Source organism: Ureibacillus manganicus DSM 26584 (genome assembly GCF_000772945.1).
Classification (GTDB): Bacteria; Bacillota; Bacilli; order Bacillales_A; family Planococcaceae; genus Ureibacillus; species Ureibacillus manganicus.
In genome coordinates this window covers 13617-39879 of record NZ_JPVN01000030.1, presented here as the reverse complement: position 1 = coordinate 39879, position 26263 = coordinate 13617, and the positions used below count along the sequence as shown (strand labels likewise).

Below are 26263 nucleotides of genomic sequence, written 5' to 3'. Positions count from 1 at the left end.
ATCCTGTGCTGTTATTGCACATGGTGCAACTGCCCGTCGCACATAAAAGTGGCACAAATAAAAAAATTGTGCCACTTTATTATTTATAAAGATCTGTTTCAATCGTTTGTTTCTCAAGCAAATAAGGGGCTATTTGATAAAAGTAGTTCGGTTTTTTAATAACATTTGTAAAAGATTTATGATAAATATGGGTAGTTGCTGGTGACATTGGCGGAATAAGCCACATCCAATTACCAGTTACTTCTCGATTATTTTCAGCTTCTTGCTGCTCAAACAATTTAAACTGCTGTGCAGCTGTATGATGGTCTATAATGTTGACGCCTTCTTCTTTAAAAGAATGCAAAACTGCAATGTTTAATTCTAACAGTGCATAATCCTTCCAAAGACTTGAGTTTGTAGATGTGTTCAATTCTAATATCTCCGCTACCTTAGGTAACAGATTATATCGGTTTATATCCGCAAAATTTCGGGATCCAATTTCCGTCCCCATATACCATCCATTAAAGGGAGCTGCTTCAAATTCAATGCCCCCAATATTCAATTTAAAATTGGCAATAATCGGCACAGCATACCATTTTAAATTAAGTTCCGAAATCCTTTCGTACTGAGGATGTCGAATAGGTATTTCTAAAACATATTCTTTTGGTATGTTAAACAACACTGGTTTTCTATTATCTACTTGAATAACTAATGGTAAAACATCAAAATGGCTCCCTTCTCCTTGCCAGCCCAACTTTTGACAAACTTCAGTAAACACCAGAGAACTCGGGTCACCAATAATTCCATCCTTAGTTTTATAACCAGCGTAACGTATTAATTGCTCATTCCATATGCATACCGATCCGGATTTAAACACTGTAATGGTTGGACGTATTCTTCCAGCATTCGTTGCAAACTGAATGTGGCGTAATAGTGCTTCATAAATTTCTTCTTCCGTTTCTAGGTTCCGTTCATCAAACACCTGAAGTGACTTCCAAAACAATCGACCAATACATCGATTGCTATTTCTCCATGCAACTCTTGCACCAAAGACCAACTCATCATAGGTGGGATGAAATTCGCCTGTGTTTTGTATCCCTTCTATTCTTTCTTTATACCACTCATCTGACCAACCTAACTCTTCACTACATTGTATAAGAAATTGTTCAACCTCTAAAAGGTTCATCGTATTTCCTCCAGAAGTACATTGCAAAGCAACTTTTAACTCCGCATGCATTTAAATAGTAGGTATATGCCATAGAGTATTCAATTCGTTCTAATTAGGTTATTAATACCATGAACAGAACCTTTTATAGCTAAATGATAATCCAAGATTACTTGTTCATTTTCATTTAAGGTTAATTTTCTACAATAATTGATAATATTTTTTCATGACTGTTATATTTATAGCCCAAATCTTTTTGAACGACAAAGTCGGAAAAGTACGTTAATACCTATATAACTCAACGTACACATGCAATAGCCCCATTGTGCTCCAGTAAAGTAATGTAGAGACAAATTTCGACAAAATGAAACAATTCCTTAAAAAGAATTATTATAATTTAGTAGAAATTTTTATTTGCATTTGTTATACTAACTTTCGAAGAGGTTTATTCGAATACTTTAGGAGGTAATAACGTGACAAATTCTAAAAATCAACGTTTAACTACTAATGCTGGGGCTCCAGTTGTAAGCAATGATAATGTCCAAACTGCAGGTCGTCGTGGCCCAATTCTATTACAAGACGTATTCTTAATTGAAAAATTAGCGAACTTTAACCGTGAAGTAATTCCAGAGCGTCGTATGCACGCGAAAGGTTCTGGTGCCTTTGGTACTTTCACTGTAACGCATGATATTACTAAATATACAAAGGCAAAAATCTTCTCTGAAGTTGGTAAGAAAACAGAAATGTTTGCTCGATTCTCAACAGTAGCTGGTGAACGTGGTGCTGCTGATGCTGAACGCGATATTCGTGGTTTCTCACTAAAATTCTACACTGAAGAGGGTAACTGGGACTTAGTTGGTAACAACACACCAGTATTCTTCTTCCGTGATCCATTACACTTTACAGATTTAAACCACGTTGTAAAACGTGATCCTAAAACGAACATGCACAACGCAAATAGCAACTGGGATTTCTGGACTAGTTTGCCAGAAGCATTACACCAAGTAACAATCGTAATGAGTGACCGTGGTATTCCAGCTGGTTACCGTAATATGCACGGATTTGGCTCCCACACATACTCAATGATCAACGAAGCTGGTGAACGTGTATATGTGAAGTTCCACTTCCGTACAGAACAAGGTATTAAAAACTTAACTAGCGATGAAGCTGCACAAGTAATTGGTCAAGATCGTGAATCTTCACAACGTGATCTATTTGATTCAATTGAAAATGGCGATTTCCCTAAATGGAAAATGTACATCCAAGTGATGACTGAAGAACAAGCACGTAATCACAAAGATAACCCATTCGATTTAACAAAAGTATGGTTTAAATCTGAATACCCATTAATTCCAGTTGGTGAATTCGAGTTAAACCGTAATCCAGAAAACTACTTTGCTGACGTAGAGCAAGCAGCATTCGCTCCATCTAATGTAGTTCCTGGTATTTCATTCTCACCTGACCGTATGTTACAAGCACGTTTATTTGCTTACCAAGACGCTGCTCGTTACCGTTTAGGTGTGAACAGTCACCAAATTCCAGTAAACCAACCACGTTGTCCATTCTTGGTTCACCACCGTGATGGTCAAGGTCGTGCTGATGGAAACAACGGTAGTGCATTAACTTACTATCCAAACAGCTATGGTGCAAACCAACCACAACCAGAATACAAAGATCCAGCACTAGCTCTAGATGGTGCAGCTGATATTTATGAATTCGCAGATGATGATAATAACTACTTCGAACAACCAGGTAAATTATTCCGTTTAATGTCTGCTGAAGAACAAGAACGTTTATTCCAAAACACTGCTGACAACATGGCTGGTGTTGAAGAATTCATTAAACGCAAACATATCTTACACTGCTACCTTGCTGACCCAGCATATGGTGAAGGTGTAGCAAAAGCTATGGGCCTTACACTCGATGGAATGGATTTAACAAATCCATATGAAAGAACTGTAGCTGCAAACTAATTTGAAAATTTAACTATATATTGTGTTTCTTGCAAGAATCACAGTATAGTAACTTTACTCTGCTATCCACTATCCAAATAATAAAATCCCTATCTAAATGTTTAGATAGGGATTTTTCATATTGTATTTTTAAAAGACATTATCCAAATAATATTGTTGATAGATAAATTACAACGGTAACAGTAATACAACTAACAATCGTTGAAAAGAGCACCGTTTGGGCAGCAATATTCGATTCTACATCGTATTCAAGCGCTAAACTCGAGCTATTTCTGGAAGTCGGGAAAGAACTTGCAATAAATAATGATTGAGCGACAACGCCATCAAGGCCAAGTATCCAAATAACTATTAACGCTAGAATAGGACCCACGATCAATCTAGTAAAACAACTAATGACAATAGTTTTATTGATTATTGTTCGAATCTCTATTTGAGACAGCTGTGCGCCAAGTGTAATTAGCGCTACCGCAATAAACCCTTCTCCAATATGATTCAATGGAATAGCTAAAGTAATTGGTAACTCTATGTTCATTATATTTAAGATAATCCCGATAGTTAATGCATGTAGAATTGGCATTTTGATAAAGTCTTTTACAATCTCAATCCCCGACTTAGTAGCAGAGATTAAATTATACAAACCATATGTATAGGTAGTGACATTTTGAAATATAACGAGTATTACTTGAATAGCAACTCCAATTGGTTGAGTTTGAAACACAAGCTGTGCAACAGGAATACCATAATTACCTGAATTGATAAGTACAACACTGTTTTTAAATACGGCCGATTCCGTTCGATTCAACTTAAGAAACTTTGCAATGTAATGACTTAATATGATATTAACTCCAATAAATAAAATGATAAAAAAAGCAACTTGTGCTAACACACCTAAATTAACGGTCGTTTCGTATAAATTCATAAAAACTGCCACAGGCATAAAACAGTATGTAATTAGATGAGATAAAGCCTTTAAATTAAAATTAAATTTCTTCTGAAGCACTGCGCCAATAATTAGTAGCACGAGTATAGGTGCAACTATTTGAAAAAATATTATAGATAAATATGTCATATGTTATATCCTTTCACAATGTCAAAAGATACATTGACTTAGTAATTACGTGTATCTTAGATTATAATAAAAATACGATACATGTGTTAACCTTTATGTACTTAGTTCAAAAAAGCGAAAAAGAGGTTCTAAAGTGAAGCGAAATAAACAAAAAAGGCATTTCTATATTTGTCTAGTCATTTCCGTCATATTTACTATAAATCTAGTAAGAAGCTACATGGATACTGGTGAAATACCAATGGCAAATCTAATTATTACTGCAGCTGTCTATATAGCAACAATACTATCCACTTACACTCTTAAAAAGCCATCATAAAAACTACTATTTGTCTGAAAGGTGTTAGCTTTTCAGACTTCTTTTATATTGTTCTACCCTTTTCACACTATTATTTGATATATTCTTGTTAGAATACCACTTTTTAAAAGAGGAGGTTACTTTAATGTTGGACTGGGATGAAAAGATTTATAAAGAAACTGCCGGGAAAATTGGAGAACCAATTGAATTAGCCATTAGAAATCTTTCAGATCAAGACAATATACAAAATACCTCTCAATTCGGTACACTAATCCCTCTAAGCAGCATTCTTCTTACGAAGGAAAAAGCTTTAAATATCGTCAGTAACATTGCAAAAAAGTATTGGGGAAATATTGATTTATTTCTATTTGAGAAATTACAAGATACCTCCATTGATTTAAACAATGCAAATGAACGCCTTACTCACTTTTTCAGCTCTCGTCAAGGGAAAAAAGCACTTTTACAATATTTAACCATTCATAATGTCCTAAGATTTGACCATTTAATTAATCTTGTTTTCGGGAAGGAAATTGAGATTACTAATCATGTAGGCGGACTTAACTGTATTTACTTTTACAAAGTAGAAAAAAAGTTCTTTATTCATATAATTTACAACCAAAAAGAGACTTTTTGGAAAACGCTATTTGTAAAAAAGATTTATTCAATTTTTTTACAAACTCCTATGCTTTCAATTAATGATTCTTTGGATCTTATTAGACAATTACAAGCACACTTAGAGCAACTTCATACAAGTAACAAGTCAATTAGTGTAATTAATCAGTTGATCAATGTAATTGCGTTCAATAACCCACGCTCTTTTCAACTTAAAGAACTTCAATTATTTAATGTTATCAATCATTATAAAGGTGGAAAAAGGCATAGGCAGAAAATCAGCAGAATTATTGAAGATATGTACAATAATTGGGTGGAAGGTACTTGGGCTTTATCTGAAAAAGAACAAACAATACTCAAGTTTATGTTAGTGATTGATGCTTATAAACAAGAAGACTTTGAAAGTATAATTGCACATGGAGAATACTTAATTCAAAACGATCGATTAAACAACCATGCCATTGAGTTAATCCTTGAATATGGAGAAGTACTTCCTAATATAAAACCTGAACCCATTGCATTAATAAAACGTTATAACAAAAATTATATAGAAAAAATATTTTATATATTAATAGAAGCATATATTCAAAAACATCAATATGAACATGTCATTCGCTTATTAAAGGAATATGAGATTGCCTCTTGCACTGCTATCTATAACTATTTAAATCAAGATGTAATTGATGATGGAAATTCCCTTCACCATATCGAAGCTACTGTTCAAAGGGATATCATTTTTATAGTCGACCATACACCACAACACATTATGCATTCAGTTGAAGTTTGGCTTAATCATTACCAAGATGAAGATAGTCCTTATTACGAAATTGCAATCATGTCATCAAAGCATATATGCAATATTTTAAAGGCATTATTTGCAACAGAACATTTTGAGCTATTTGATAAACTAATGGAAGTGTACGCAAAATATATAAAAGTGGATGCTCATTTCCATCAGCTTCGCGATTTTGCTGCTGATTATGTAAAAATTTAAATACTAAGAACTAAACAAATCGCTCCACATAGGTGGGGTTGTTATGTATAAAAGGGATGCCAAGAAAGTGTGACTTTCAAGACATCCCTCTTTTTCTATTCTAATACTCCCTTTTCATGTAAATGTTTAATTTGTTCAGTTGAATATCCTATTTTCGCCAAAATTTCTTCCGTGTGATATCCGAGCTTCACTCCCGTAAACTTATAAGTTGGTTCCATATCACTAATTTTAAACGGAGATCCAATTTGCTTTTGTGAATCTCCATCCTCTTTCGGAACATCTACGACCATATTTCGAGCTTTCAATTGTGGATGATTGTTTGCTTCTTCAAAAGTAAGTACAGGCTCCACACAACCTTCAAAATCATCACTGAATATTACTAACCACTCATCAAAGGTTTTAGTTAAAAATGCATCTTTAATTGCTTCTTTAAATCGTTTCTGAGTATAACTTGAAGCATTAAATGTACTCTCTAAAAGTTCTGGAATGTCTAACGCTTCACATAATAATTTTCTAAACTGAGGCTCTAAACTACCAACTGAAAAATATCTACCATCTTTTGTTCGATAGTAATCATAAAAGGTTCCCCCATTTAAGATTTCCTCTTCAGCTTTTGGTAAAATGCCACTTCCAAGAAAAGCTGTACCATATAATGCGTTTAAGGTAAATACTGAATCCGTCATCGAAACATCTATATACTTTCCTTCACCTGTCTTTTCGCGATTCAATGCGCAAGCTAATATGCCTATCGCTGCATATAATGATCCCCCTGCAATATCTGCGATTTGGATTCCCATTGGAACCGGTTTCTTATCTTTCAATCTTGAATGATCAAGAACCCCACCTACTGACAAGTAATTGATATCATGACCAGGTCTATTGCTATATGGACCTGTTTGACCAAATCCAGTAATGGAACAATAAATTAGCTTCGGATTTACCTGTTTCAAACTTTCATAATCAAGACCTAACCGTTTCATTACGCCCGGACGAAACCCTTCAATAATAATGTCGTATTCCATTATCAGTTTTTTTACAATATCCATTGCTTCAGAAGTTTTTAGATTAAGTGAAAGCGATCTTTTAGACCTATTCAAATGTTGGTGAATAAAGGAATCTTTTTGCTCATCATAAGGTGGCATAATCCTTAACATATCAACTCGACGTTCTGATTCCACATGTATAATGTCTGCACCTAAATCTGCAAACATCATTGTCGTAAATGATCCAGGTAACAATGACGAAAAATCAAGTATTTTTAACCCCTTTAAAATAGACAATTCCCCATCCCTCCATATCATCTGTTTAGACATCCCTTTGCAAAAAACTCGATTTGTATTAATACAGTTTCACTAATTTATATCAGTATTATAACAGTTTGGATTATCTTTTTATATACGGAAGTTTATATTTAATAGAAATTTCTGATAATTATATGGTGGTTTAGAGCAATATATGAAAATGAAGACCAATCCAATTACCCCTACTAAAACCACCTAATGATTTTTGGGTTTTTTAATTTACTTTGGTAGTTATTTAAATAGTAAATTTTTTATTAAAAGTATGTAAATTTCAAATATTTGCATAAAAAATAAAGTATGATGATGTTGGGCTTGGAAGTCTACCAAGCTCCCTTTTATACGTGAGATAACCCAGCAATTTAGAGCGGTTGCTGGGTTATTTACTGGAGATTTTTTATAACGATTCGTTATGGAGTTAAAATTCGTTCTTTTGTAATTCTTCACGGCAAAATGCAAGAATTACATCTTCTTCATCTTCTTCTAAAGCAAAGTCTAAGTATTCATTGTCTTTTTTATCGATGATAAAGTAATTAACTATGCGAATGTCCTCATTCTTTTTAGCTATAATCGCACGGATTTCAATCCCCGCTTCTGAATACAACTCATCATCTTCATCAATTTCTACATCTAACAATACTTCAAATCGCTTTCCCTCGATAATATTTGTCGGATCTTTTATTTCTTCGATAGAATATTGTGTTATTTCCATTTAATTACTCCTTTTAAACCTAAATGTTTCGTACCTTTAATAATAACCTTTCCACGCCCTTGGTCAATTAAAAACTACTATTTGTAGCGTGCGCTTAGTGACACAACTGTAAAAGTATGACAAAATAATACTATTATTGTTCAAAAGGGGCATGTTTATGAAGGATTTATTATATTATCAGGATCCAATGATAAAAGAATTCAAGGCAGGTATTTTACGTTCAAGTGTTGAAGAAGATGGTCGCCCATATGTTGTATTATCGAATACTGCTTTTTACCCGACTGGTGGTGGACAGCCTCACGATACAGGTTTCATTAACAATATTCGTGTATTAGATGTTGAAAAAGTGGACGATGAAATTCGTCATTATTTAGAAGAAGATAATACTGGGTTACAAGGAGAAATAACTGGGGTATTAGATTGGGAACGTCGTTTTGACCATATGCAACAACATTGTGGCCAGCATATTTTATCAGCTACATTTGTTGAACTCTTTGATTTTGCTACTGTTAGCTTTCATTTAGGTTCTGAGCTTGTGACAATTGACCTTAATACTGAACAAGTGACCGAAGAACAGCTAGCTCTTGTAGAGAAACGTGCAAATGAAATTATTTTAGAAAACCGATCTATTGAAACGAAGTGGGTTACAAAAGAAGAACTCTCACAATACCCTTTACGTAAAGATGTCACAGTTGATGAAGATATTCGTTTAGTTATCATCCCAGACTACGACTATAACGGTTGTGGCGGTACGCACCCTACTTCTACAGGACAAGTTAGTTTACTAAAAATAATGGGTACTGAGAAGATGAAAAAAAACACTCGCGTATCATTTGTTTGCGGAAATCGTGTACTTAAGCAATTGGCTATGAGAAAGATGGTTTTAACTGAAGTTGCTCGAAACCTTAGCGTCCCTGAAGAAGAATCAGCTGTTGCACTTCAGAAAGTAATGAAAGATGCTAAAACAATTGAAAAGGCATTAGGAGAAGCACAAGATGCTCTATTGGTTTATGAAGCTCGTGAGTTAGTGGTAAATTGCGAGAACAATGTCGTTGCTATAAACTTTGTTAACCGTACAGTTCAAACATTACAAAAGCTTAGCCGCGCAATTGTTGTAGAAAATCCTGAACTAGTTACATTACTCGTTTCTGAAAATGAAGATAAGTTGCAATTCGTAGCTGCTAAAGGTTCAAACAATGGCGTAAGTATGAAGGACGTTTCTTCAAAAGTTTTACCTTTAATTAACGGTAAAGGCGGAGGAAATGATTCACTTGTACAAGGTGGGGGAGAAAAAATAATTTCTGCTGAAATTTTGCTTGATGAAATGAAAAATGCCCTTTCATAAATAAAGGCGAGCTAGTTGGCTCGCCTTTTGTACATATCATTTTGCTCTTAATTCAACTACTACGATTTCAGGTAAATTTAATATTCTAAAAGGCACGGTACTATTTCCAAGCCCCCTACTCACAAACATTGTAGTGTCAGCTTCTTTATATGCACCTGCAGTGTATGTTGGTAGGAACCCTTGACCTGGGGCAACTAAACCTCCAACAAAGGGAATTCGAACTTGACCACCATGGGCATGACCAGAAAACACCATATCCATATCGTTCCTTACGTACGTTTTAAAGAATTCAGGACGATGCGCTAGGAGTATCTGTAATGTGCTACCATTTGTCTTTTCCCTTGCTAAATCTAGCATCCACTGAGTTTCATGTCCGTTTAACGGATCTTCAATCCCTATAAGTTCAATACTTTCACCATTTTGGTTAATCGTTGTTGAAACATTAGGAAGTATTTTCACTCCAAGTTGTTTCATTGCATCATAAATTTCATCGATTTTATTACTTGCAACTTCATGGTTACCAATCACATAATACACATCAGCAATTTTAACAAATTCACGAACTGCGGTTAAACTTTGTTCTAAATCATAGCGATTACTATCAATAACATCTCCTGTTAGAAAAATTACGTCTGGGTAAGTTTCTCTAACTTTTTCTACTAGATGTTCTTGATTTTCGCCAAAAAGTGCATCATGCAAATCAGAAATTTGTGTTATTCGAAAGCCATCAAAATTCTCAGGCACTTTTTCAGATTCAAATACATGTTCAGTTGTAACAATCCAATGGTTATTTATATATAAGAATAAGTAAGCACCCACTATTAGGATGATTAATAGTAATAACTTTTTCAAAATGGCTCGCTCGATTCATTATTGTTGGATAAGTGGTTTTACACGGGTAGTAAGTATTCTATCATTCTATTCCATTATAAAAACTTACCTTACATAATAAATAAAATCACTTTCATCAATAATATTAACATGACTAGGGACATTCAAAAAGAGAATTGTCCTTCCAGTATAGAAACTGTAATATTCCTCTTCTTTAGCTAAGTCCCCATTAATTTGATTGAGAATTAACGAACCTGGATAGAATTGGTGAAATTTAAACTCTTGCGGGCGAATTTGATTTACAAACAGGTTATTATCCACATACTCAAAATAGTCTAAGGAAGCTTTCTTCGTAAAGTCAAACCCCTTTACCTGATATGGAATAACATAAGTTTTTGCAAATATCTCATTTGAATTTGGATCTTCTCTTCTCTCTGCAATGACCCCTACTTTAAACAAGTCAATGCCTGTTGAAGGGATTACACGGAATTCGTCCGAAGTTACTTCAAATCGCCATTCCTTTTGTAAATAACCTTCATAGTGAGCATTTGTTTCACCATCTAAAAGTACATTCCATAATTGCGATTCATCTTCTAATATTTCTTTACTCTTTTCTACAGAGAGTCTCTCCTCCTCTTTTGCTGTAAAACTCAAAACTCCCATGGATATCAATCCAAGAGCTAAAAAGCCTATCACTATCCATTGATTCATAGTGAAAGTCCATAATTTACTTCCTGTTAGTTTTGTAAGTGCCATTACAACAATAGCTAGAAATGCTATAAGAATGAACATCGTAAAAATCGCCATCATCTGCGAGTCACCTCATTTCGATTCAGCATCTGAATTGAAAGGCCAAAGATTAAAATAGAGCTAACCACCGCTTTAAGTATAAAGAGAAGGTCTCCACCATCAAAGAAGAATTGAATTGCATTTGTTGGGAGCATTGGGAGTCGATACATTATTATAATAAAAAGAACGATAACCCCAATCCCTAATAGTTTCGATAAATGAAAGGCAGAACCGATAAAAAAGCCAATTGCAGCTATTAGCAATATAATTAGAAAAATAACAATTGCATCAACAGGGTTCACGATTAATTCATCCCTAATTATCTCGATTCCTCTAAATAACTGGATAACCACCGTAGAAATATAAAGAGTTGCCATGGCTATAAGCGTGGCAATAAAACTATAGATGATGACTACAATGGCATTTGAAACATTCGTAACAAAACGATTCGTGACAAAAGAGTAATCATCTTGATGCTGAACTCTTCCTTGCATCAATAACGATTGTACAAATGCCCACATACACGTAATTAGAACATTCATATCTAAACTGAAGATATTGATATATACACTAAATTGATTAAAGCCACCACCAGAACTCCCCGAACCATTCCAGCCTAAAAGTTGGATTACTATTAGTACCCCAATCAATGTGATAAAGGATTGACTAAAAGCCTTACATTTCCATTTCACCTGTTTCCAAATCAATTGTGAGGTGGTCCAACTATTTAAAGACATCATCAATTCCTCCTCTCGTTTGACTCGTTAAATATTTGCAAACCTCACTTGCAGAAACAGGATGTATAGAGATTCCTTGTTGGGAAAGTTCAGTTTCCCTAGAAGCAATGGATGTTGCTTCAACAATTACCTCGCCATTGACTAATGACTCATTTTCATAATAAATTTCAGCAGAGGGAATGCTTTCTTTGATTTTTGTGATGTTACCTACTAACTTTACAAGTAATCCTTTAACATCTTCTAACGGGGCATGTAATGTTACATGCCCGTGGTTAATTAACAAAACATCCTCAGTTAAATGTTCAATCTCATGTAAATGGTGACTAGAAATAATAATCGTACGTGGAAACGCAATATACTCTTTTAAAATGGCACGATACATATCGGATCGTATCGCTTCATCCATTCCATTCATAGGTTCATCTAATAGCGTTACCTTACATCTTGTTGCGAGCCCGTATATAAGATTGAAAGTTGACTTTTGCCCTTTTGAAAGATGGTGATGGTATTCCTTTTCTGAAATATTGGCATAGGCTAAAAGTTTACGCGCCAGATCATCCTGCCAATGTGGAAAAAAGTCTTTAGCCATTTGAAATAGTTCACCCAGATTAAAAATCGGCGAAAAGGACATCGTATCTTCTATAAAAACAAGGTTACTAGCGACTTTCAAATTATTAAATGGCTGTTCTCCGTAGATTTGAACATGACCACTTGTTGCCTTTTGGAGGCCAGCTACTATTTTTAGTAAAGTGGATTTCCCGGCCCCATTACGTCCGATTAGCCCAGTTATTTTATCTTCTTCAATTAAAAACGACATACTTTTAAGTGCTTTGTGATTTCGATACTTTTTAATTACTTCATTACAAACTATCGCCATAGATTAGCACCCCTTTTGTACTTTTTTGATCAGCTCTATTAATTCGTCATCGGAAACAAACAATCTTTTCGCTTCAAGAACGATTTCTTTGGCGAGAATTGTTAATTTTTCATCTCGTCTTTTTTCTACAATGAATTCTTTTGCTCCCCCTTGAACAAACATTCCTAGCCCCCGTTTCTTGTACAATATGTTGTTCTCAAGTAAAATCGTAAGCCCCTTACCAGCTGTGGCTGGATTAATATTGAACATTTCTGCTAACTGGTATTGCGAATAAACTTTCCCGTCTGTAATAAGTCGATCTGCAAGTATCTCATTTTCTATCCATTCTGCAATTTGTATGTAAATGGGGATGGAGCTATCTGTATTAACATTCAAACGTGGCCCCTCCTTTCGTTTGTTTCCGTTCATTTCCGGTTAGTGCATTACTGTTGTAATGTACTATATATTAAGTTGTAATAATTGTCAATTGTTGGGTGTAATGTACGATAGGAGGAGTGGATTGAGCGGAATTTAGATTCAATTGAGCGGCCTTTGTTGGGATTTGAGCGGCTGCGGGGGTCTTTTGAGCGACCTTCACTTCTTTGTAGATTTTTGAGCGGATTCTGGTTTGAATTGAGCGGAAATTGCATACAATTGAGCGGTCTTTGTTGGGATTTGAGCGGCTGCGGGGTTCTTTTGAGCGACCTTCACTTCTTTGTAGATTTTTGAGCGGATTCTGGTTTGAATTGAGCGGAAATTGCATACAATTGAGCGGCCTTTGCGTGGATTTGAGCGGCTGCGGGGGTCTTTTGAGCGACCTTCACTTCTTTGTAGATTTTTGAGCGGATTCTGGTTTGAATTGAGCGGAATTTGCATACAATTGAGCGGCTTTTGCGTGGATTTGAGCGGCTTAGGGGTTCTTTTAGCGACCCCAATAGTTCTACATAAAAACTTCCAAACTCACTCAACTCGCATCACCAAACGCTTTCCACTATCTATATATAAGGTCCAATATGCAAAAATCCACCTTTCGAAAATTCGAAAGGTGGATTTATATTTCGATCACCAATTCCACTTATAATTAGTACCTTTAGTATTACCAATTTCTAAAATACATTTATGTTTTAACAAGCGTTTAATTACATGCCGACTATCAATCATTAAATATTCACGACATTCTTTATTCGTTATTGTATTTTTATTGAAAATAAACCATTCTTGAAGCGTTGGAATGTGAGCATCTTTATCCTTATACCCACACTTACACTCCCAACTACGTGAGATCCAAGTCATACCTATTTTGTTACATCTACAACAGCGGACACCTTGAACTAGCTTTACATTTTCAAAACTCCAACGCTTTCTCAACGGAAATTGTTCATAGCGGTTTTTCACACTTTCTAATTCAATCATCTCCCGTAATTTCTCCATACCGTCAATCGATAAAAACTGCTTTCTATTACGGTATTGATTCCACTGTTGATGCACATAGGAAAAAACTGATTTTGGAAATAATGCTTGGATTCTCAATGGTTCCTTTACTACAATTGGGTGTTTTGCACTAGTAAGAATGAACGCTCCCACAACAGGTATCTTTAAACCATGCTCCTCCAACCACATTTTTAGTAGGGTTACATTTCTTTCAACTTGGACTTCAGGACTTTCGTAGACATCGATTAGTCCATTTTCCTTTTCACGAACAAGCCTTTCAGGGTTACTTTCAAAATATAGTTTCCCACTAATATTTTTACTCTCAAGCAAAATAATTAAATTCGGTGTTAGGATTAGACAATCGGTTTGAAACTTACCACCAGAATCTAAAGAAACTCCTTTTAATACTTGATAGGGGAAGGGAAATTGATAGTGATTGAATATTTTATTTAATCGATCTTCCCCCACTATTCCGGATTTCATCTTAAATAATTTTTCTTCAAAGAACTGTTTAGTTTCTACGTTACTAATCTCTAATCTATTTATAAGTACATCAACATTCAATTTAGTAAGAATCTCCAAAAGTAGCGCTCGCTCCTTTATGTTTTTGACCGCATTCTTACTCATTCTTCCTTAAACTATTATAATCAGTGCTTCCACCATTTTACAACTCCTCAAAGTCCTTTTAAAAAGTGGAGAAAAAAACTTATCCACAAACCCTCTCAACTTACAAACTTGTCCCAGTTCTCCACAGGGTTATCCTCAATCCTGCAAGTTTTCCACAATCCAATATGAGAAAATCACGTACAAATATACAATTTTTATCCACAAAACAAGAAAAACACCTACTTCTTTAAAAAGTAGATGTTTTCACCTTGTGGATAAGATTTATTCGTTTTTTGATTTTTTACTTTCTATTTCTTCAAATGAAACACCCTCTACTGAAACTGGAGTTACATTATCTGCTCCGAATAATACATCCTTTAATTCATCCTCTCCAGATCCTTCCGCTAACGGTACTCGTGAGCGATAGGCGGCACGACATACTAAGTGTGCTGAAACTGGAGCTGTAATAAATACAAAGATAATCCCTAATATTAGACGCACGCTAACATAGCCATTGTCTGCCCAGAAATAGAGGAAAGTTCCTAGTAAACAAACCATTACTGCTAATGTGGAACTTTTGGAAGCTGCATGTGCCCTTGTATAGACATCTGGTAAACGAACCAATCCAATAGCACTGATTACACTAAAAATTGCGCCTAGTAAGATTAAGAGAATACCAATCCATTCAATGATCTCGCTTCCGCTCAATGATATCGCCCCTTTCAATATATTTTGAAAAGGCAATTGTGCCGATAAAGGCTAGTATCCCTAAAATAAGAATTGCCTCTAAGAAGGCCTTTGTTGATAAAACAATAGAAACAATCGCAATCGTAGAAATAAAGTTAACACCTATCGTATCTAGAGCAATTGCCCGATCAGGCATTGAAGGTCCTACGATGACGCGATATAAAATTAAGAAAATGGCCACTATAAATAGTGCAAGTGCTATAAATAATATAGTTTCTTTCATTTATCTCGTCACCTCCATAATTGCTCTTTCAAACTTATTTATTTGCTTTAGTAATGAATCCCTTGATTCTTCTAGATCCATCGCATGAATATAAAACACATCTCCTGCCTCAGAAACTTCAATTACAACAGAACCTGGTGTCAATGTTAAAAGGAGTGCTAGTGTTGTAATTTCCCAGTCCCCTTCTAATTTCGTTTCATACTTAATGATACCAGGAGTAATCTTTAACTGAGGTGTTAGAATTTGTTTCATAATTACTAGACTAGAGCTTAAAATTTCTCGGATAAAAATTAAAATTAGCACGATAATCTTTATAACTCTTCTCAAATAAAACTTTGTCCCAAAGAATCGATGCATTATATATATAATACCGATTCCCACAACGAACCCTGTAAAGAATGTTGTTAATAGAGGGAAATCTTCGTCAGCTAGTAACAACCATAATAATGCAATAAACAGATTTAATATAAATTGTCCAAACATCTTATATTCCCTCCCCTAAAATCGCATCAATATAAATAGATGGATTTATTAGAGTACGGGCTGCATCTTGTACATAAATAGAAAGTGATTCCGCACCTACACCTAAATAGATAATAGCAATCGTAAATAATATAAACGACACCATTACACCTTTAGGAATAGGTTTTTTATCTTCTTCACTAACTGTCGTTTCTCCAAAGAAAGATGCTAAGAAAATTCTTAAGAGAGAATACAATACGATAATACTTGAAGCAAATCCGATAGTTAATAATACATAAGAGCCTGCTTCAATCGCACCTTGTCCAATAAGGATTTTCCCAACAAATCCACTGAATGGAGGCATTCCAGTTAACGTTAATAAAACGATAAAGAAAATCCAACCAAAAAGCGGATAGTTTTGGATGAGTCCACTCATTCTTTTAACAATGGTCTCTCCAGTTAAATAGACCATGGTCCCTACTAAAAGGAATAACAATCCTTTTGCTAACATGTCATGAATTAGATAATAAATTGCTCCAGACAATGCTGTTTCCGTACCAGCAGCTAATCCAATTAAAATAAACCCAACACCAATGATGACATTATATGTAGCAATTGTATAAACATCTTTCCCTGACATTGCACCCATACAACCAAGCACAATTGTTATGCCGGCCATAATCCCAATTAACGTATGTGTCACTTCCTGATTTAGTGGGAACATTAATGTAAATGTACGAATTAATGCATATACCCCCACTTTTGTAAGCAAAGCAGCAAACAACGCCTGTACTGCGGTAGGAGGCACAATATATGAACCTGGTAACCAAAAGAATAATAGTAGGCCTGCTTTAATACTAAATACGATTAAGAACAGAATTGCTACTGTAGTAATTAAAGGATCTTGCCCTACTTCTGCAACCCTTTCTGCTATATGGGCCATATTTAATGTCTTTAAAGTTCCATATAAATAAGCAAGCGCAACAAGGAAAATCCATGAAGTTACAACATTAATCAAAACATACTTTATAGATTCACGTAATTGAACCTTTTCTCCACCTAACGCAATCAATACATAAGATGCTAAAAGCATTACTTCAAAACAAACAAATAGATTAAATATATCTCCTGTTAAAAACGACCCATTCACTCCGGCAATTAATAAAAGTACAAATGGGTAAAAGAACATGTTTTCATGTCTAAACCCAATTGTTGAAAACGAGTAAATAAGGCAAAGAATTGCCACAATATTTGCAGTGATCACTAATAACAATGAAAAAGAATCTGCTACAAATAAAATACCAAAAGGTGGCAACCAACCTCCAAAATCAATTTTCATAATTCCATCCGCTTCGACATTTAGTAAAAGCAGAATGGAGATCGCTGTAACAAACACCATTGTAATCAGCGAAATAATTCTCTGTAATATAATATTGTTACGTAAAAAAACGAGTATAACTGCCGTCATAATTGGAATGATCAGTGGCAAAACGATAATATTATTCATCAGGCATACCTCTCAATTCTGAAACATCATCCGTTCCATTGGTTTTGTACACTCGGTATGCCAATACTAATAGTAATGCTGTTGTAGCAAAGCTAATCACAATAGCGGTTAATATTAAAGCTTGTGGAAGTGCATCAGTAAATGGACCATCTTTTTGACCAAGTACTGGTACACCTCCTGTTTTTAACCCACCAACCGTCAAAATTAGTAAATGGACTGCATGAGATAAAACTGCTGTTCCTAAAATAATACGTATAATATTGCGAGAGAGGATTAAATACGTTCCCACTGAAACGAGAACGCCAACTAATACAACCATTAAAGATTCCATATTAATCATCCTCACTAATACTCAAAATTATTGTGACAAGAGTTCCTATAACTGTTAAAGCAACACCCGCTTCAAAAATTGTCACAGTTGTTAAATGTTTCTCGCCTAAAAATGGAATATTAAAATATCCGTCTGTTTGGGATAAGAATGGAACATCAAAATATAATGAGCCAATTGCAGTTCCTGTTGCAAGTAAGACTCCCAAAGCAGCTACCTTTTTAAAGTCAAAAGGCATCTTCCGCTGAATTGTCTCTATGTCATAGGTGATATAAAGTAAAACAATCGCCGAACCTAAGACAAGCCCACCTATAAACCCTCCACCTGGTGCATTATGTCCTGAAAAGAACAAGTAAACTCCAAGCGTTAAAATAATTAAAACAACACCTTTTACAACCGTTCGTAATATAACATCATTCACTTTTCTCAATTGTCTTATCCCCCTTTACTGCTTTTAACTTAATGAGGGCATAGATTCCTAAGCCTGCAATAAAGAGGACTACAACTTCTAGCATCGTATCAAATGCACGGAAATCTCCTAAGATTGTATTTACGATATTTTTTCCACCTGCAAGATTATAAGAATCTTCAAAGTAAGTAGAAATAGAGGCGAATTTTTCATAGTTTATTACCGCTAGCCCAACGATCGTTACAGTTGCGCCAACAAAAATTGAAATTGCCCCTTTTGTTATTTTCCATCTTTTTGTACTATGTTCACGTTTTATTTCAGGTAAGAATTTAAAACAAATTAAAAATAAAGCCGTAGTAACAGACTCAACAACAAGCTGAGTTAAAGCTAAATCTGGTGCACGGAATGAAACAAAAAAGAATGCAACAGAATAGCCTAGAACACCATTAATTAATACTGCTGATATTCTCGACTTAGCAGTTATGAGTGCTATTGCACAAAACATCATGACAAAGACAAGTATCAATTCATAGTGATCTATCTTCGATCCACTAAAAAGATTCCACGCAAATGCATCAGAAGTGATAAAATAGCCCGCTACAATTGCAACAAAGATTACATATATATAAACAAAGTAGTTCGTTAAATTACCGTTCATATAACGATTCGTCAGATTACCAGAGATATCTTCACTTTTAGTAAAGAATCCTTCATAGAGCCTATTTAACGTTAATCCTTGTGGAATCCAATTATAAATTCGAGACCAATACTTTAAGAATTTATAAAGAATAATCCCAAGAATTACTACACCAATCGTCATCCACAATTCCGGATTAAAGCCATGCCAAGCGTAGATGCGTGGTGTCATCTCATCTACTGGAAATGCTGGATATATACTTGCCATTGCAGGTTTTATTAAATAGTTTCCTACGATATTTGGGAAAAAGAAAATTAAAATAACTAGCCCTACTAAAATTAATGGAGATACTAACATCCCAAAGGGTGCCTCATGCAACTCTCTTTCTTTGATATCAGGTTTCACCTTACCAGTGAAGGTACGACCTACAATGATTAAGCAGTAAATAAATGTGAATACACTTGCAACCCATGCAACAACAGGGATTAATACACCAAGACTATCTAATGAAAAAATGTCTAATGTACTAATTCTTAATACTGCAGTAAAGAACATTTCCTTACTGAGAAAACCATTAAAAGGTGGCAACCCTGCCATAGAAAATGATCCTATTAAGGCAATGGTAAATGTTACTGGCATGAAGGACATAAGACCACCTAAACGCCTTATATCACGTGTTCCAACTTCATGGTCAACAATACCTACCATCATGAACAAAGCACCTTTAAATGTGGAATGGTTGATAAGGTGGAAAATGGCTGCAAACGTAGCTTGCGTATAAATTATGGATTCCGTAGAATAGCCAAAGTTTAAAGCTACTGAACCGATACCCAGTAAACTCATAATTAATCCTAGTTGACTGACAGTAGAAAAAGCTAATATTGCTTTTAAATCTGTTTGTCGAACAGCGTTAAAAGAACCCCAGAACAACGTTATTAAACCGATTCCTGTAATAGCCCAAAACCAAATCATTTCTCCACCAAAAATAGGAGTAAATCTAGCAACTAAGTAAATACCCGCTTTAACCATTGTGGCTGAGTGTAAATAGGCACTAACAGGTGTAGGTGCTTCCATAGCATCTGGTAACCATATATGGAACGGGAATTGCGCTGACTTTGTAAATGCACCTAATAGAACTAAGACTAGCGATGGGATAAATAATGTATGCTCGCTAATTAAGTCTACATTTGCGAGAATTTCTCTTATACTCATTGTTCCAGACATTGTATAAATCATTAAAAAACCGGCTAACATCGCAATTCCACCAGATACTGTGATGGTCATTGACTTTCTTGCACCAGCTCTTGAAGCCTTACGATGGTGCCAGAAGGCAATTAATAAGAAAGAAGATACGCTTGTTAGCTCCCAAAATGCATACAACACCATTAAATTATCGGAAAATACAACGCCCAACATAGCGCCCATAAAGAGTAACAAATAACAATAAAAATGATGTAATGATTCTTTTTTTGATAAATAAAAAATAGAGTAGAAAACGACTAACGCGCCTATTCCAGTTATAAGCAAACTAAATATTAAACTAAGTCCGTCTATATACGTTGTGAAATTAATGTTTAACGAGGGAATCCACTCATATGTATTGGAGAAGGTCTCACCACTTGAAATACGAGGGATAAATGTAGTTAATATAATGAAAAGACTTAATGGAATAAAAAATACAACCCAACCAATAACATTTTTGCTCAATCTCCTGTGAAAAATCAGAATGAGCGCTGCTACTAGGAATGGGCATAGGATGATGGCAAATTCAGTTGACACAAAGCTAGACCTCCAATATATGTTTCAAATGCGCCTTGGCGTATTTGTCGCCCAGATTTTCTCGAGCTTAGGCCAACAGGATGTTGGTCACTTAGACGTTGCCACAGGACGTGGCGCTCTTAGTCTAAGTTCATCTGTTTGGACCATTAAAAATCTGTGGCATCCGCCGGAGGCTAAACTTCATTCAGGGCTTAATATCTCAAATAACCATAATGCTCGGCAAACTACCTCACTACTCATAGAAGATAATAATTAAAACTGAATGAAGTTTTGATTTTCCTATGTAAAACCAACCCTTCACTTGACTTACTATCAAACTCAATTCATAATATGATGTCATACAGAGGAATTAATACTTTAAAAATTTCATTTTACGTTTCTTACGAAAATGAAATTTACGTAAATTTTCATAAAAATACAATAAGTCTTCTTAATAAAAGTATACAATAAGATATACATCGATGCACTTAAATAGCATTTACTTTTTCTCATTTCTCCGCAAATTTGCTATTTTAAAATTGAATTTTTTAAGACAAAACTATTATTTTGAGGTGTAATTTAAAATGGCTAGTTTAAAAAGGTCAGATGAAAGCATACTCGTCTGCGTGTATTATGGATTAAATGGAGAGCGGCTTATTCGGAGAGGTCATAAACTGGCAACGTTATTAGATTGTCCCTTATATATTTTAACAGTTGACCATAACCCTCTTGATGCTTTTGATGCTGAAAAGTCAGGTTATATTGAAAAATGGACAGAGCTTTGTAACGAACTTGGTGTGGAAAAATTCATTATCCGCGATAACGAAAAAAGACCAATTCAAAAAGTAATTGCTGAAACAGCACGTCAACACGACATTACTCAAATTATTGTCGGCCAAAGTGCTCAAAGTAGATGGGAAGAAATTACTAAAGGGTCATTTTTAAATGTGTTGTTAAAAGAGGTTCCTTTTGTAGATTTCCATATCGTTTCGGTGAAAAGGCAGTTTGTTGATAATGACAATGGAAACTTTGAAAAAGGTGTCCGCGCTTATATTACTCGAGATGACGAAAGCTATAAAATTTCTTTTACTTGTCCGAAAATGGAACATTTAGAAGGAATTTTCTTTAAAGAAATTGGTACTGATTTTGACAATGGTATTTTTAAATTTCCACATGAACATAAAATGAATGAAGTTATGGTTAAAGAGGGTTATGTAGTGAACCCTTATGCAATTCAACCACTTTTCGAACATAAACATAGCTAACTTAAGTTAAAATTATAACACCCTAATTCAGATTTGTAATGCTGACCAATTAGGGTGCTTTTTTATATTAATATAAAGAAAAAGACAGCTGAAAGTTATCATTAGTATAATTTCAACTGTCTTTTATTTAAGTAAATTAATTGTCTTCTATTTCATTACGTTTCTTTTTAAACATTTTAGAAAGAATTTCATAAACTATTGGTACGACAACTAATGTTAACAATGTAGATGATAGTAAACCACCGATAACAGTAATTGCGATATCTTTTGAAATTAAACCACCACTGTCCATCACAGCCATCGGAATCATTGCACCGATTGTAGCAATAGCTGTCATTAAGATCGGACGTAAACGAGTTGCCCCAGCTTCTAAAATGGCTTCTCTCATTTCCATACCATCACGTTCCATATGAATAATACGGTCAACTAATACAATGGCGTTCGTTACAACGATACCTATTAACATTAACATACCCATCATAACCATTACGGAAATTGTTTGGCCAGTGATGAATAATCCTACAAATGCCCCAATTACTGTAAATGGTAATGAGAATAAAATTGCAAATGGTGCTAAACCTTCACCGAATGTAACTACTAAGATAAAGTACACAATTGCAACCGCTGCTGCCATTGCAACTCCTAGCTGAGTAAATGTTTCCTGCATGTCTGCAGCAACACCACTTATTCCTGTTGTTACACCTTTTGGTAAGTCTAAGTCATTTACTTTTTCATCTGCAGCAGCTGTTGCTTTTGAAATATCTTTATCTGTGATTGTTCCTTTAACAGATGCATAGTATTGTCCTTGTGAACGAGCTAAAGAGTTTAAAGTTGTTCCTTCTTCAACTTCGACAAGATCACCAATTGTCATTGTAGTGCCAAGAGCTGTGTCAATTTCTGTAGCTAATACATCTTCTAAAGATGTAGCAGCCGCTCTTTCTTCACGTTTAATAACAACATTTAAATCATCACCATCGTTTTCAACAGATGTTAATACTTCTTGCGTATTATTTGTTGCAAGAGCCATAACAATTTGAGCTGTTGTTAAACCATATTGAAGCACATTTTGTTGGTCTACCTTCAATACGTGTTCTACATAAGGATCTTCATAGTCTGAGCTTACATCTTCCAAACCATTAATATCTAATAATGCAGATTCAACTTGTTTAACTGCATCTCGTAAATCATCTAAATCTTCACTGTATAATGTGTAGCTAACTTCATTTGAACCACCCATACCCATTGAACCAAAGTTCTGAGTTTTCCACTCACCGGATTGACCGATATTAAATACATATTCTTCAACTTCTTCACGTGCAGCAGGGAAATCTTTCATCTCATCGTCAAAGATAAGGTACATTAAAGCACCGCCACCACCTCTAGACATAATAGAGGCCATGTCTGTACTTGTTGAATCTGTAACAGATAATTGTAAAATTTCAATATCGTCACGTTTCATTAATTCTTGTTCTACTTCTTCGATGTTTTCTAACGTTTCATCTTTTAACTCTCCAGCAGCAGGTGTATATGTTAAGTACATTACTTTTTCTTCTGAAGAACCTAAGAAACTAAACCCAATTAATGGTGTTAAAGCGAATGAACCTACTAATAATAAAATAGCAATCGTAGAAGTGATAATTTTATGATTTAATGATTTTTCTAATACACCACGATACCACTTAGCTAATTTACCAACTTCTTTATGTTGTTTCTCTGATTTTTCGCCGTACAATTTTTTACGGAATAATGTATGAGATAAAACAGGAACAATTGTAATCGCAACAACTAGAGAAGCCCCTAATGCAAATGCCATTGTTAACGCAAATGGCATGAATAGCTCGCCAACCATTCCACCTACGAATAGTAACGGTGCAAATACTGCAACTGTAACTAAAGTAGAAGAAAAGATTGGTTTGAACATTTCAATCGTTGCTTCTCGAATTAAAGCACGACCTTTTAATTTTTCTTCTTTTAAATGAATTCGACGATAGATGTTTTCAACAACTACAATGGAGTCATCTATTACACGTCCAATCGCAATTGTAATTGCACCTAATGTCATAATATTTAACGTAATATCTAACCAGTTTAATAAAAGTAATGCCATTAAAATTGAAACAGGGATAGAAATAATTGAAATTACTGTTGATTTGAAATCGCGTAAGAAGAGTAGAATAATTATTACAGCAATTAATCCACCGAATACGGCTTTCTCTACCATCGAGAACACAGATTCTTCAATAGGTTCACCTTGGTCTAGTGATATATCAACAACAAGCCCATCAATAGTTTTTTCTTCTTCTTCGATTAATTTCTTAACTGCGTTTACAACATCAACTGTATTCGCTTCTTGACCTTTTACAACTTGGATTGCAATTGCATCTTCACCATTTGTACGAGAAACTGATTGAACTTTTCCTTCTACTTCAATTGTAGCGATATCACCTAATCGAACAAAGGGTACTGGATTTGTTTCAGAAGGTGTGACTGGTATTAATAATTCTTTTAATTCATCAATAGACTTCACTTTACCATCAACAGAAACAGCCTGTTCACCGACCGTAAACTCATATAACCCTAAAGATAGTGCAAGGTCGCTCGCTTGAACCATTTGTTTCACTGTATCTTCTGTTAAACCAAGAGCGGCCATTTTTTCAATATCATATTCGAGAGTAACCTGTTCAATATGTTGACCATTAATTGTTGCATCTGCAACACCATCTAGTTTTTCAATTTTCGGTAATAATATATCTTGAACTGTTGAAGTTAATTCAACAATGTCTTCACTTGTACTACTTACGGATAGGGCTACAACTGGCATCATATTCATACTAATTGCCATGATCGTAGGCTCTTGAACCCCTTCTGGGAGTGTTACATTATCTAGAGCTGACTCTAGCTGTCTCTTTTTCTCATCCATATCAACGCCATAATCATACTCAATTTGCAATTGAGCTACGTTTGACGATGAAGTAGAATAGACTGCTTTCACATCATCTAAAAATTCGACCGCCTTTTCAAACGGGATCGACAATTCATCCATTACTTGTTCCGGTGTTGCACCAGGATATACACCTACGACAATTAAATATGGTATTGAAATATTCGGTAATGACTCCATCTTCATTTTCGAAGCTGAATAAATACCTGAAGCTGCAATAATCAGCGTTAATAACCATACAGCTAATTTATTCTTTAAGACAAAGTTGACTAATGATTTCACTTGCACACCTACCCTTTCTTGACACTTCAAATTCCAAATTCTATAATAGTGACTAATCGGTCATTTGTCAATTAATCTATAAGGAGATTTACTATGTTAAAAAAGCAACTAATTATGGAAGCTGCCATAGAATTATTTTCAAAGAAGGGTATTGGTGCGACTTCAGTACAACAGATAACCGAACATTGTGGCATTTCTAAAGGTGCTTTTTATCTATCATTCAAATCGAAAGATGAACTAATCTTCGCAATAATTGACTATTTTTCGAAGAACGTTACATCAAATATTGAACGTTCGGTCAATAAACAACTAACACCTCAAGATAAACTCGCAGCTTACTTTATAGAAATTTTTAATGTATTACAAAAATATGGCGATTTTGCGACAGTTTTTATTAAAGAACAACATATAATTGATGAAGCCTTTATTGAGAAAATGTCCTACTATGATGATCTAAATAATAAATTATTATTAGACTTATTTACCGAACTATACCCAGAAAATGCAGTGAATCTCCAATTTGATTTGCTAGTCATTGTTAAAGGTTTGTTAGCAAGCTACGGGGACTTTATAGTAAAAAATGTGAATCAGTATGATTTAGAAGAATTAACAGATAGTCTCGTTGAAAAGGTTGAAATAATTGCGAAGCATGGGAAAAGAGCATTTTTCACGAAAGAGATGGCCACAAGTCAATCAAGTAGACAATTAGCCATTACAAAGGAGCTAATCTTAGAAGAATTAGAAAAACTGTTAGTTGTTATAAATGATGATTTATTAAAGGATGCACTCAAAATATTAGAAGATCAGATAAATCTTGAGACCCCACGAAAAGCCATTATAATTGGGATGTTGTCTATTTTGGAAAATGAACCAGAATGTAACTGGTTATGTTATATGATACGGAAATATTATTAAGTAACCGTTAAGTGAAATTCACAAAATTGTGAATTTCACTTTTTTGTTCTGATAAGATTTAACTCGTAATACTTTCTCCTCCATTTGCTCAATCTAT

Annotated in this window: 24 protein-coding genes; 6 read left to right on the top strand and 18 right to left on the bottom strand. The window is 34.7% G+C overall.

Features of this window, described 5'->3' with window-relative positions; genetic code table 11:
* Nucleotides 1-79: 79 nt before the first annotated feature.
* Nucleotides 80-1165: a nitric oxide synthase oxygenase gene (locus CD29_RS17135; protein ID WP_052124231.1), complete on the bottom strand. Its 1086-nt coding sequence runs from the start codon at nt 1163-1165 to the stop codon at nt 80-82.
* 452 nt (nt 1166-1617) lie between these two features.
* Between CD29_RS17135 and CD29_RS17130 the strand changes: the two genes are divergently transcribed.
* On the top strand, nt 1618-3117 hold the full coding sequence (locus tag CD29_RS17130; RefSeq protein WP_036189680.1) for a catalase: 1500 nt from the start codon (nt 1618-1620) through the stop codon (nt 3115-3117).
* A 139-nt stretch (nt 3118-3256) separates the two neighbouring features.
* Here CD29_RS17130 and CD29_RS17125 read toward each other — a convergent pair whose 3' ends face one another.
* Complete coding sequence (locus CD29_RS17125; RefSeq protein ID WP_036189678.1) at nt 3257-4186, bottom strand: AEC family transporter; 930 nt, start codon at nt 4184-4186, stop codon at nt 3257-3259.
* A 133-nt stretch (nt 4187-4319) separates the two neighbouring features.
* Between CD29_RS17125 and CD29_RS17120 the strand changes: the two genes are divergently transcribed.
* Nucleotides 4320-4502, top strand: coding sequence for a hypothetical protein (locus CD29_RS17120; protein WP_036189676.1), 183 nt, complete (start codon nt 4320-4322; stop codon nt 4500-4502).
* Between the two features lie 124 nt (nt 4503-4626).
* Nucleotides 4627-6087 carry a hypothetical protein gene (locus CD29_RS17115; protein WP_036189675.1) on the top strand — a complete coding sequence of 487 codons (1461 nt, stop codon included), beginning with the start codon at nt 4627-4629 and terminating at the stop codon, nt 6085-6087.
* 95 nt (nt 6088-6182) lie between these two features.
* On the opposite strand, the gene CD29_RS17110 is transcribed toward CD29_RS17115, so the two are convergent.
* Together CD29_RS17110 and CD29_RS17105 are read right to left on the bottom strand one after the other, a co-directional pair.
* On the bottom strand, nt 6183-7367 hold the full coding sequence (locus CD29_RS17110) for a CaiB/BaiF CoA transferase family protein (protein ID WP_036189673.1): 1185 nt from the start codon (nt 7365-7367) through the stop codon (nt 6183-6185).
* Between the two features lie 436 nt (nt 7368-7803).
* Complete coding sequence (locus CD29_RS17105; RefSeq protein WP_036189672.1) at nt 7804-8097, bottom strand: DUF6509 family protein; 294 nt, start codon at nt 8095-8097, stop codon at nt 7804-7806.
* Between the two features lie 157 nt (nt 8098-8254).
* Between CD29_RS17105 and CD29_RS17100 the strand changes: the two genes are divergently transcribed.
* A complete protein-coding gene (locus CD29_RS17100) occupies nt 8255-9442 on the top strand; it encodes a serine-tRNA(Ala) deacylase AlaX (protein WP_036189670.1) in 1188 nt (395 codons plus the stop codon).
* A 36-nt stretch (nt 9443-9478) separates the two neighbouring features.
* On the opposite strand, the gene CD29_RS17095 is transcribed toward CD29_RS17100, so the two are convergent.
* From CD29_RS17095 to CD29_RS17030, 13 genes are all read right to left on the bottom strand, one after another.
* Nucleotides 9479-10294 (bottom strand): metallophosphoesterase, encoded by an 816-nt coding sequence (locus CD29_RS17095; protein ID WP_036189668.1) that lies wholly within the window; start codon nt 10292-10294, stop codon nt 9479-9481.
* An 84-nt stretch (nt 10295-10378) separates the two neighbouring features.
* Nucleotides 10379-11083 carry a hypothetical protein gene (locus CD29_RS17090; protein ID WP_036189665.1) on the bottom strand — a complete coding sequence of 235 codons (705 nt, stop codon included), beginning with the start codon at nt 11081-11083 and terminating at the stop codon, nt 10379-10381.
* A complete protein-coding gene (locus tag CD29_RS17085) occupies nt 11080-11799 on the bottom strand; it encodes a hypothetical protein (protein WP_036189662.1) in 720 nt (239 codons plus the stop codon). Before CD29_RS17085 ends, CD29_RS17090 begins: the two co-directional genes overlap by 4 nt.
* Nucleotides 11786-12676 carry an ATP-binding cassette domain-containing protein gene (locus tag CD29_RS17080; RefSeq protein WP_036189659.1) on the bottom strand — a complete coding sequence of 297 codons (891 nt, stop codon included), beginning with the start codon at nt 12674-12676 and terminating at the stop codon, nt 11786-11788. Before CD29_RS17080 ends, CD29_RS17085 begins: the two co-directional genes overlap by 14 nt.
* 3 nt (nt 12677-12679) lie before the next feature.
* The gene (locus tag CD29_RS17075; protein WP_036189656.1) at nt 12680-13051 is read right to left on the bottom strand and encodes a GntR family transcriptional regulator; all 372 of its coding nucleotides are present in this window, start codon (nt 13049-13051) and stop codon (nt 12680-12682) included.
* 666 nt (nt 13052-13717) lie between these two features.
* Entirely contained in the window at nt 13718-14668 is a 951-nt protein-coding gene (locus CD29_RS17065; RefSeq protein ID WP_169716200.1) for a nuclease-related domain-containing protein, read from the bottom strand.
* Between the two features lie 306 nt (nt 14669-14974).
* The gene (locus tag CD29_RS17060; protein WP_081976301.1) at nt 14975-15400 is read right to left on the bottom strand and encodes a Na+/H+ antiporter subunit G; all 426 of its coding nucleotides are present in this window, start codon (nt 15398-15400) and stop codon (nt 14975-14977) included.
* The gene (locus tag CD29_RS17055) at nt 15378-15662 is read right to left on the bottom strand and encodes a Na(+)/H(+) antiporter subunit F1 (RefSeq protein ID WP_036189650.1); all 285 of its coding nucleotides are present in this window, start codon (nt 15660-15662) and stop codon (nt 15378-15380) included. The genes CD29_RS17060 and CD29_RS17055 overlap by 23 nt, the downstream gene beginning before the upstream one ends.
* Entirely contained in the window at nt 15663-16145 is a 483-nt protein-coding gene (locus CD29_RS17050; RefSeq protein WP_036189648.1) for a Na+/H+ antiporter subunit E, read from the bottom strand. It abuts the gene before it with no gap.
* 1 nt (nt 16146) lies between these two features.
* Nucleotides 16147-17631, bottom strand: coding sequence for a Na+/H+ antiporter subunit D (locus CD29_RS17045; RefSeq protein ID WP_036189646.1), 1485 nt, complete (start codon nt 17629-17631; stop codon nt 16147-16149).
* Nucleotides 17624-17962, bottom strand: a complete 339-nt coding sequence (locus tag CD29_RS17040; protein ID WP_036189644.1) for a Na(+)/H(+) antiporter subunit C — start codon at nt 17960-17962, stop codon at nt 17624-17626. Before CD29_RS17040 ends, CD29_RS17045 begins: the two co-directional genes overlap by 8 nt.
* 1 nt (nt 17963) lies before the next feature.
* Nucleotides 17964-18389: a Na(+)/H(+) antiporter subunit B gene (locus CD29_RS17035; RefSeq protein WP_036189642.1), complete on the bottom strand. Its 426-nt coding sequence runs from the start codon at nt 18387-18389 to the stop codon at nt 17964-17966.
* Nucleotides 18373-20784: a Na+/H+ antiporter subunit A gene (locus CD29_RS17030; protein WP_036189640.1), complete on the bottom strand. Its 2412-nt coding sequence runs from the start codon at nt 20782-20784 to the stop codon at nt 18373-18375. The genes CD29_RS17035 and CD29_RS17030 overlap by 17 nt, the downstream gene beginning before the upstream one ends.
* Nucleotides 20785-21347: 563 nt before the next feature.
* Between CD29_RS17030 and CD29_RS17020 the strand changes: the two genes are divergently transcribed.
* Nucleotides 21348-22028, top strand: coding sequence for an adenine nucleotide alpha hydrolase family protein (locus CD29_RS17020; protein WP_036189636.1), 681 nt, complete (start codon nt 21348-21350; stop codon nt 22026-22028).
* A gap of 136 nt (nt 22029-22164) precedes the next feature.
* Here the strand turns inward: CD29_RS17020 and CD29_RS17015 are convergent, their stop codons facing one another.
* Nucleotides 22165-25251 carry an efflux RND transporter permease subunit gene (locus tag CD29_RS17015; protein ID WP_036189633.1) on the bottom strand — a complete coding sequence of 1029 codons (3087 nt, stop codon included), beginning with the start codon at nt 25249-25251 and terminating at the stop codon, nt 22165-22167.
* A 93-nt stretch (nt 25252-25344) separates the two neighbouring features.
* Between CD29_RS17015 and CD29_RS17010 the strand changes: the two genes are divergently transcribed.
* On the top strand, nt 25345-26166 hold the full coding sequence (locus CD29_RS17010) for a TetR/AcrR family transcriptional regulator (protein WP_036189631.1): 822 nt from the start codon (nt 25345-25347) through the stop codon (nt 26164-26166).
* The last annotated feature ends 97 nt before the right edge of the window (nt 26167-26263 follow it).

What these genes read in the sequence shown, in the direction of transcription:
- CD29_RS17135 (WP_052124231.1), bottom strand. Translation starts at nt 1,165, where the DNA reads ATGAACCTTTTAGAGGTTGAACAATTTCTTATACAATGTAGTGAAGAG.
- CD29_RS17125 (WP_036189678.1), bottom strand. Translation starts at nt 4,186, where the DNA reads ATGACATATTTATCTATAATATTTTTTCAAATAGTTGCACCTATACTC.
- CD29_RS17115 (WP_036189675.1), top strand. Translation starts at nt 4,627, where the DNA reads ATGTTGGACTGGGATGAAAAGATTTATAAAGAAACTGCCGGGAAAATT.
- CD29_RS17105 (WP_036189672.1), bottom strand. Translation starts at nt 8,097, where the DNA reads ATGGAAATAACACAATATTCTATCGAAGAAATAAAAGATCCGACAAAT.
- CD29_RS17100 (WP_036189670.1), top strand. Translation starts at nt 8,255, where the DNA reads ATGAAGGATTTATTATATTATCAGGATCCAATGATAAAAGAATTCAAG.
- CD29_RS17090 (WP_036189665.1), bottom strand. Translation starts at nt 11,083, where the DNA reads ATGATGGCGATTTTTACGATGTTCATTCTTATAGCATTTCTAGCTATT.
- CD29_RS17085 (WP_036189662.1), bottom strand. Translation starts at nt 11,799, where the DNA reads ATGTCTTTAAATAGTTGGACCACCTCACAATTGATTTGGAAACAGGTG.
- CD29_RS17080 (WP_036189659.1), bottom strand. Translation starts at nt 12,676, where the DNA reads ATGGCGATAGTTTGTAATGAAGTAATTAAAAAGTATCGAAATCACAAA.
- CD29_RS17055 (WP_036189650.1), bottom strand. Translation starts at nt 15,662, where the DNA reads ATGAAAGAAACTATATTATTTATAGCACTTGCACTATTTATAGTGGCC.
- CD29_RS17050 (WP_036189648.1), bottom strand. Translation starts at nt 16,145, where the DNA reads ATGTTTGGACAATTTATATTAAATCTGTTTATTGCATTATTATGGTTG.
- CD29_RS17045 (WP_036189646.1), bottom strand. Translation starts at nt 17,631, where the DNA reads ATGAATAATATTATCGTTTTGCCACTGATCATTCCAATTATGACGGCA.
- CD29_RS17040 (WP_036189644.1), bottom strand. Translation starts at nt 17,962, where the DNA reads ATGGAATCTTTAATGGTTGTATTAGTTGGCGTTCTCGTTTCAGTGGGA.
- CD29_RS17020 (WP_036189636.1), top strand. Translation starts at nt 21,348, where the DNA reads ATGGCTAGTTTAAAAAGGTCAGATGAAAGCATACTCGTCTGCGTGTAT.
- CD29_RS17010 (WP_036189631.1), top strand. Translation starts at nt 25,345, where the DNA reads ATGTTAAAAAAGCAACTAATTATGGAAGCTGCCATAGAATTATTTTCA.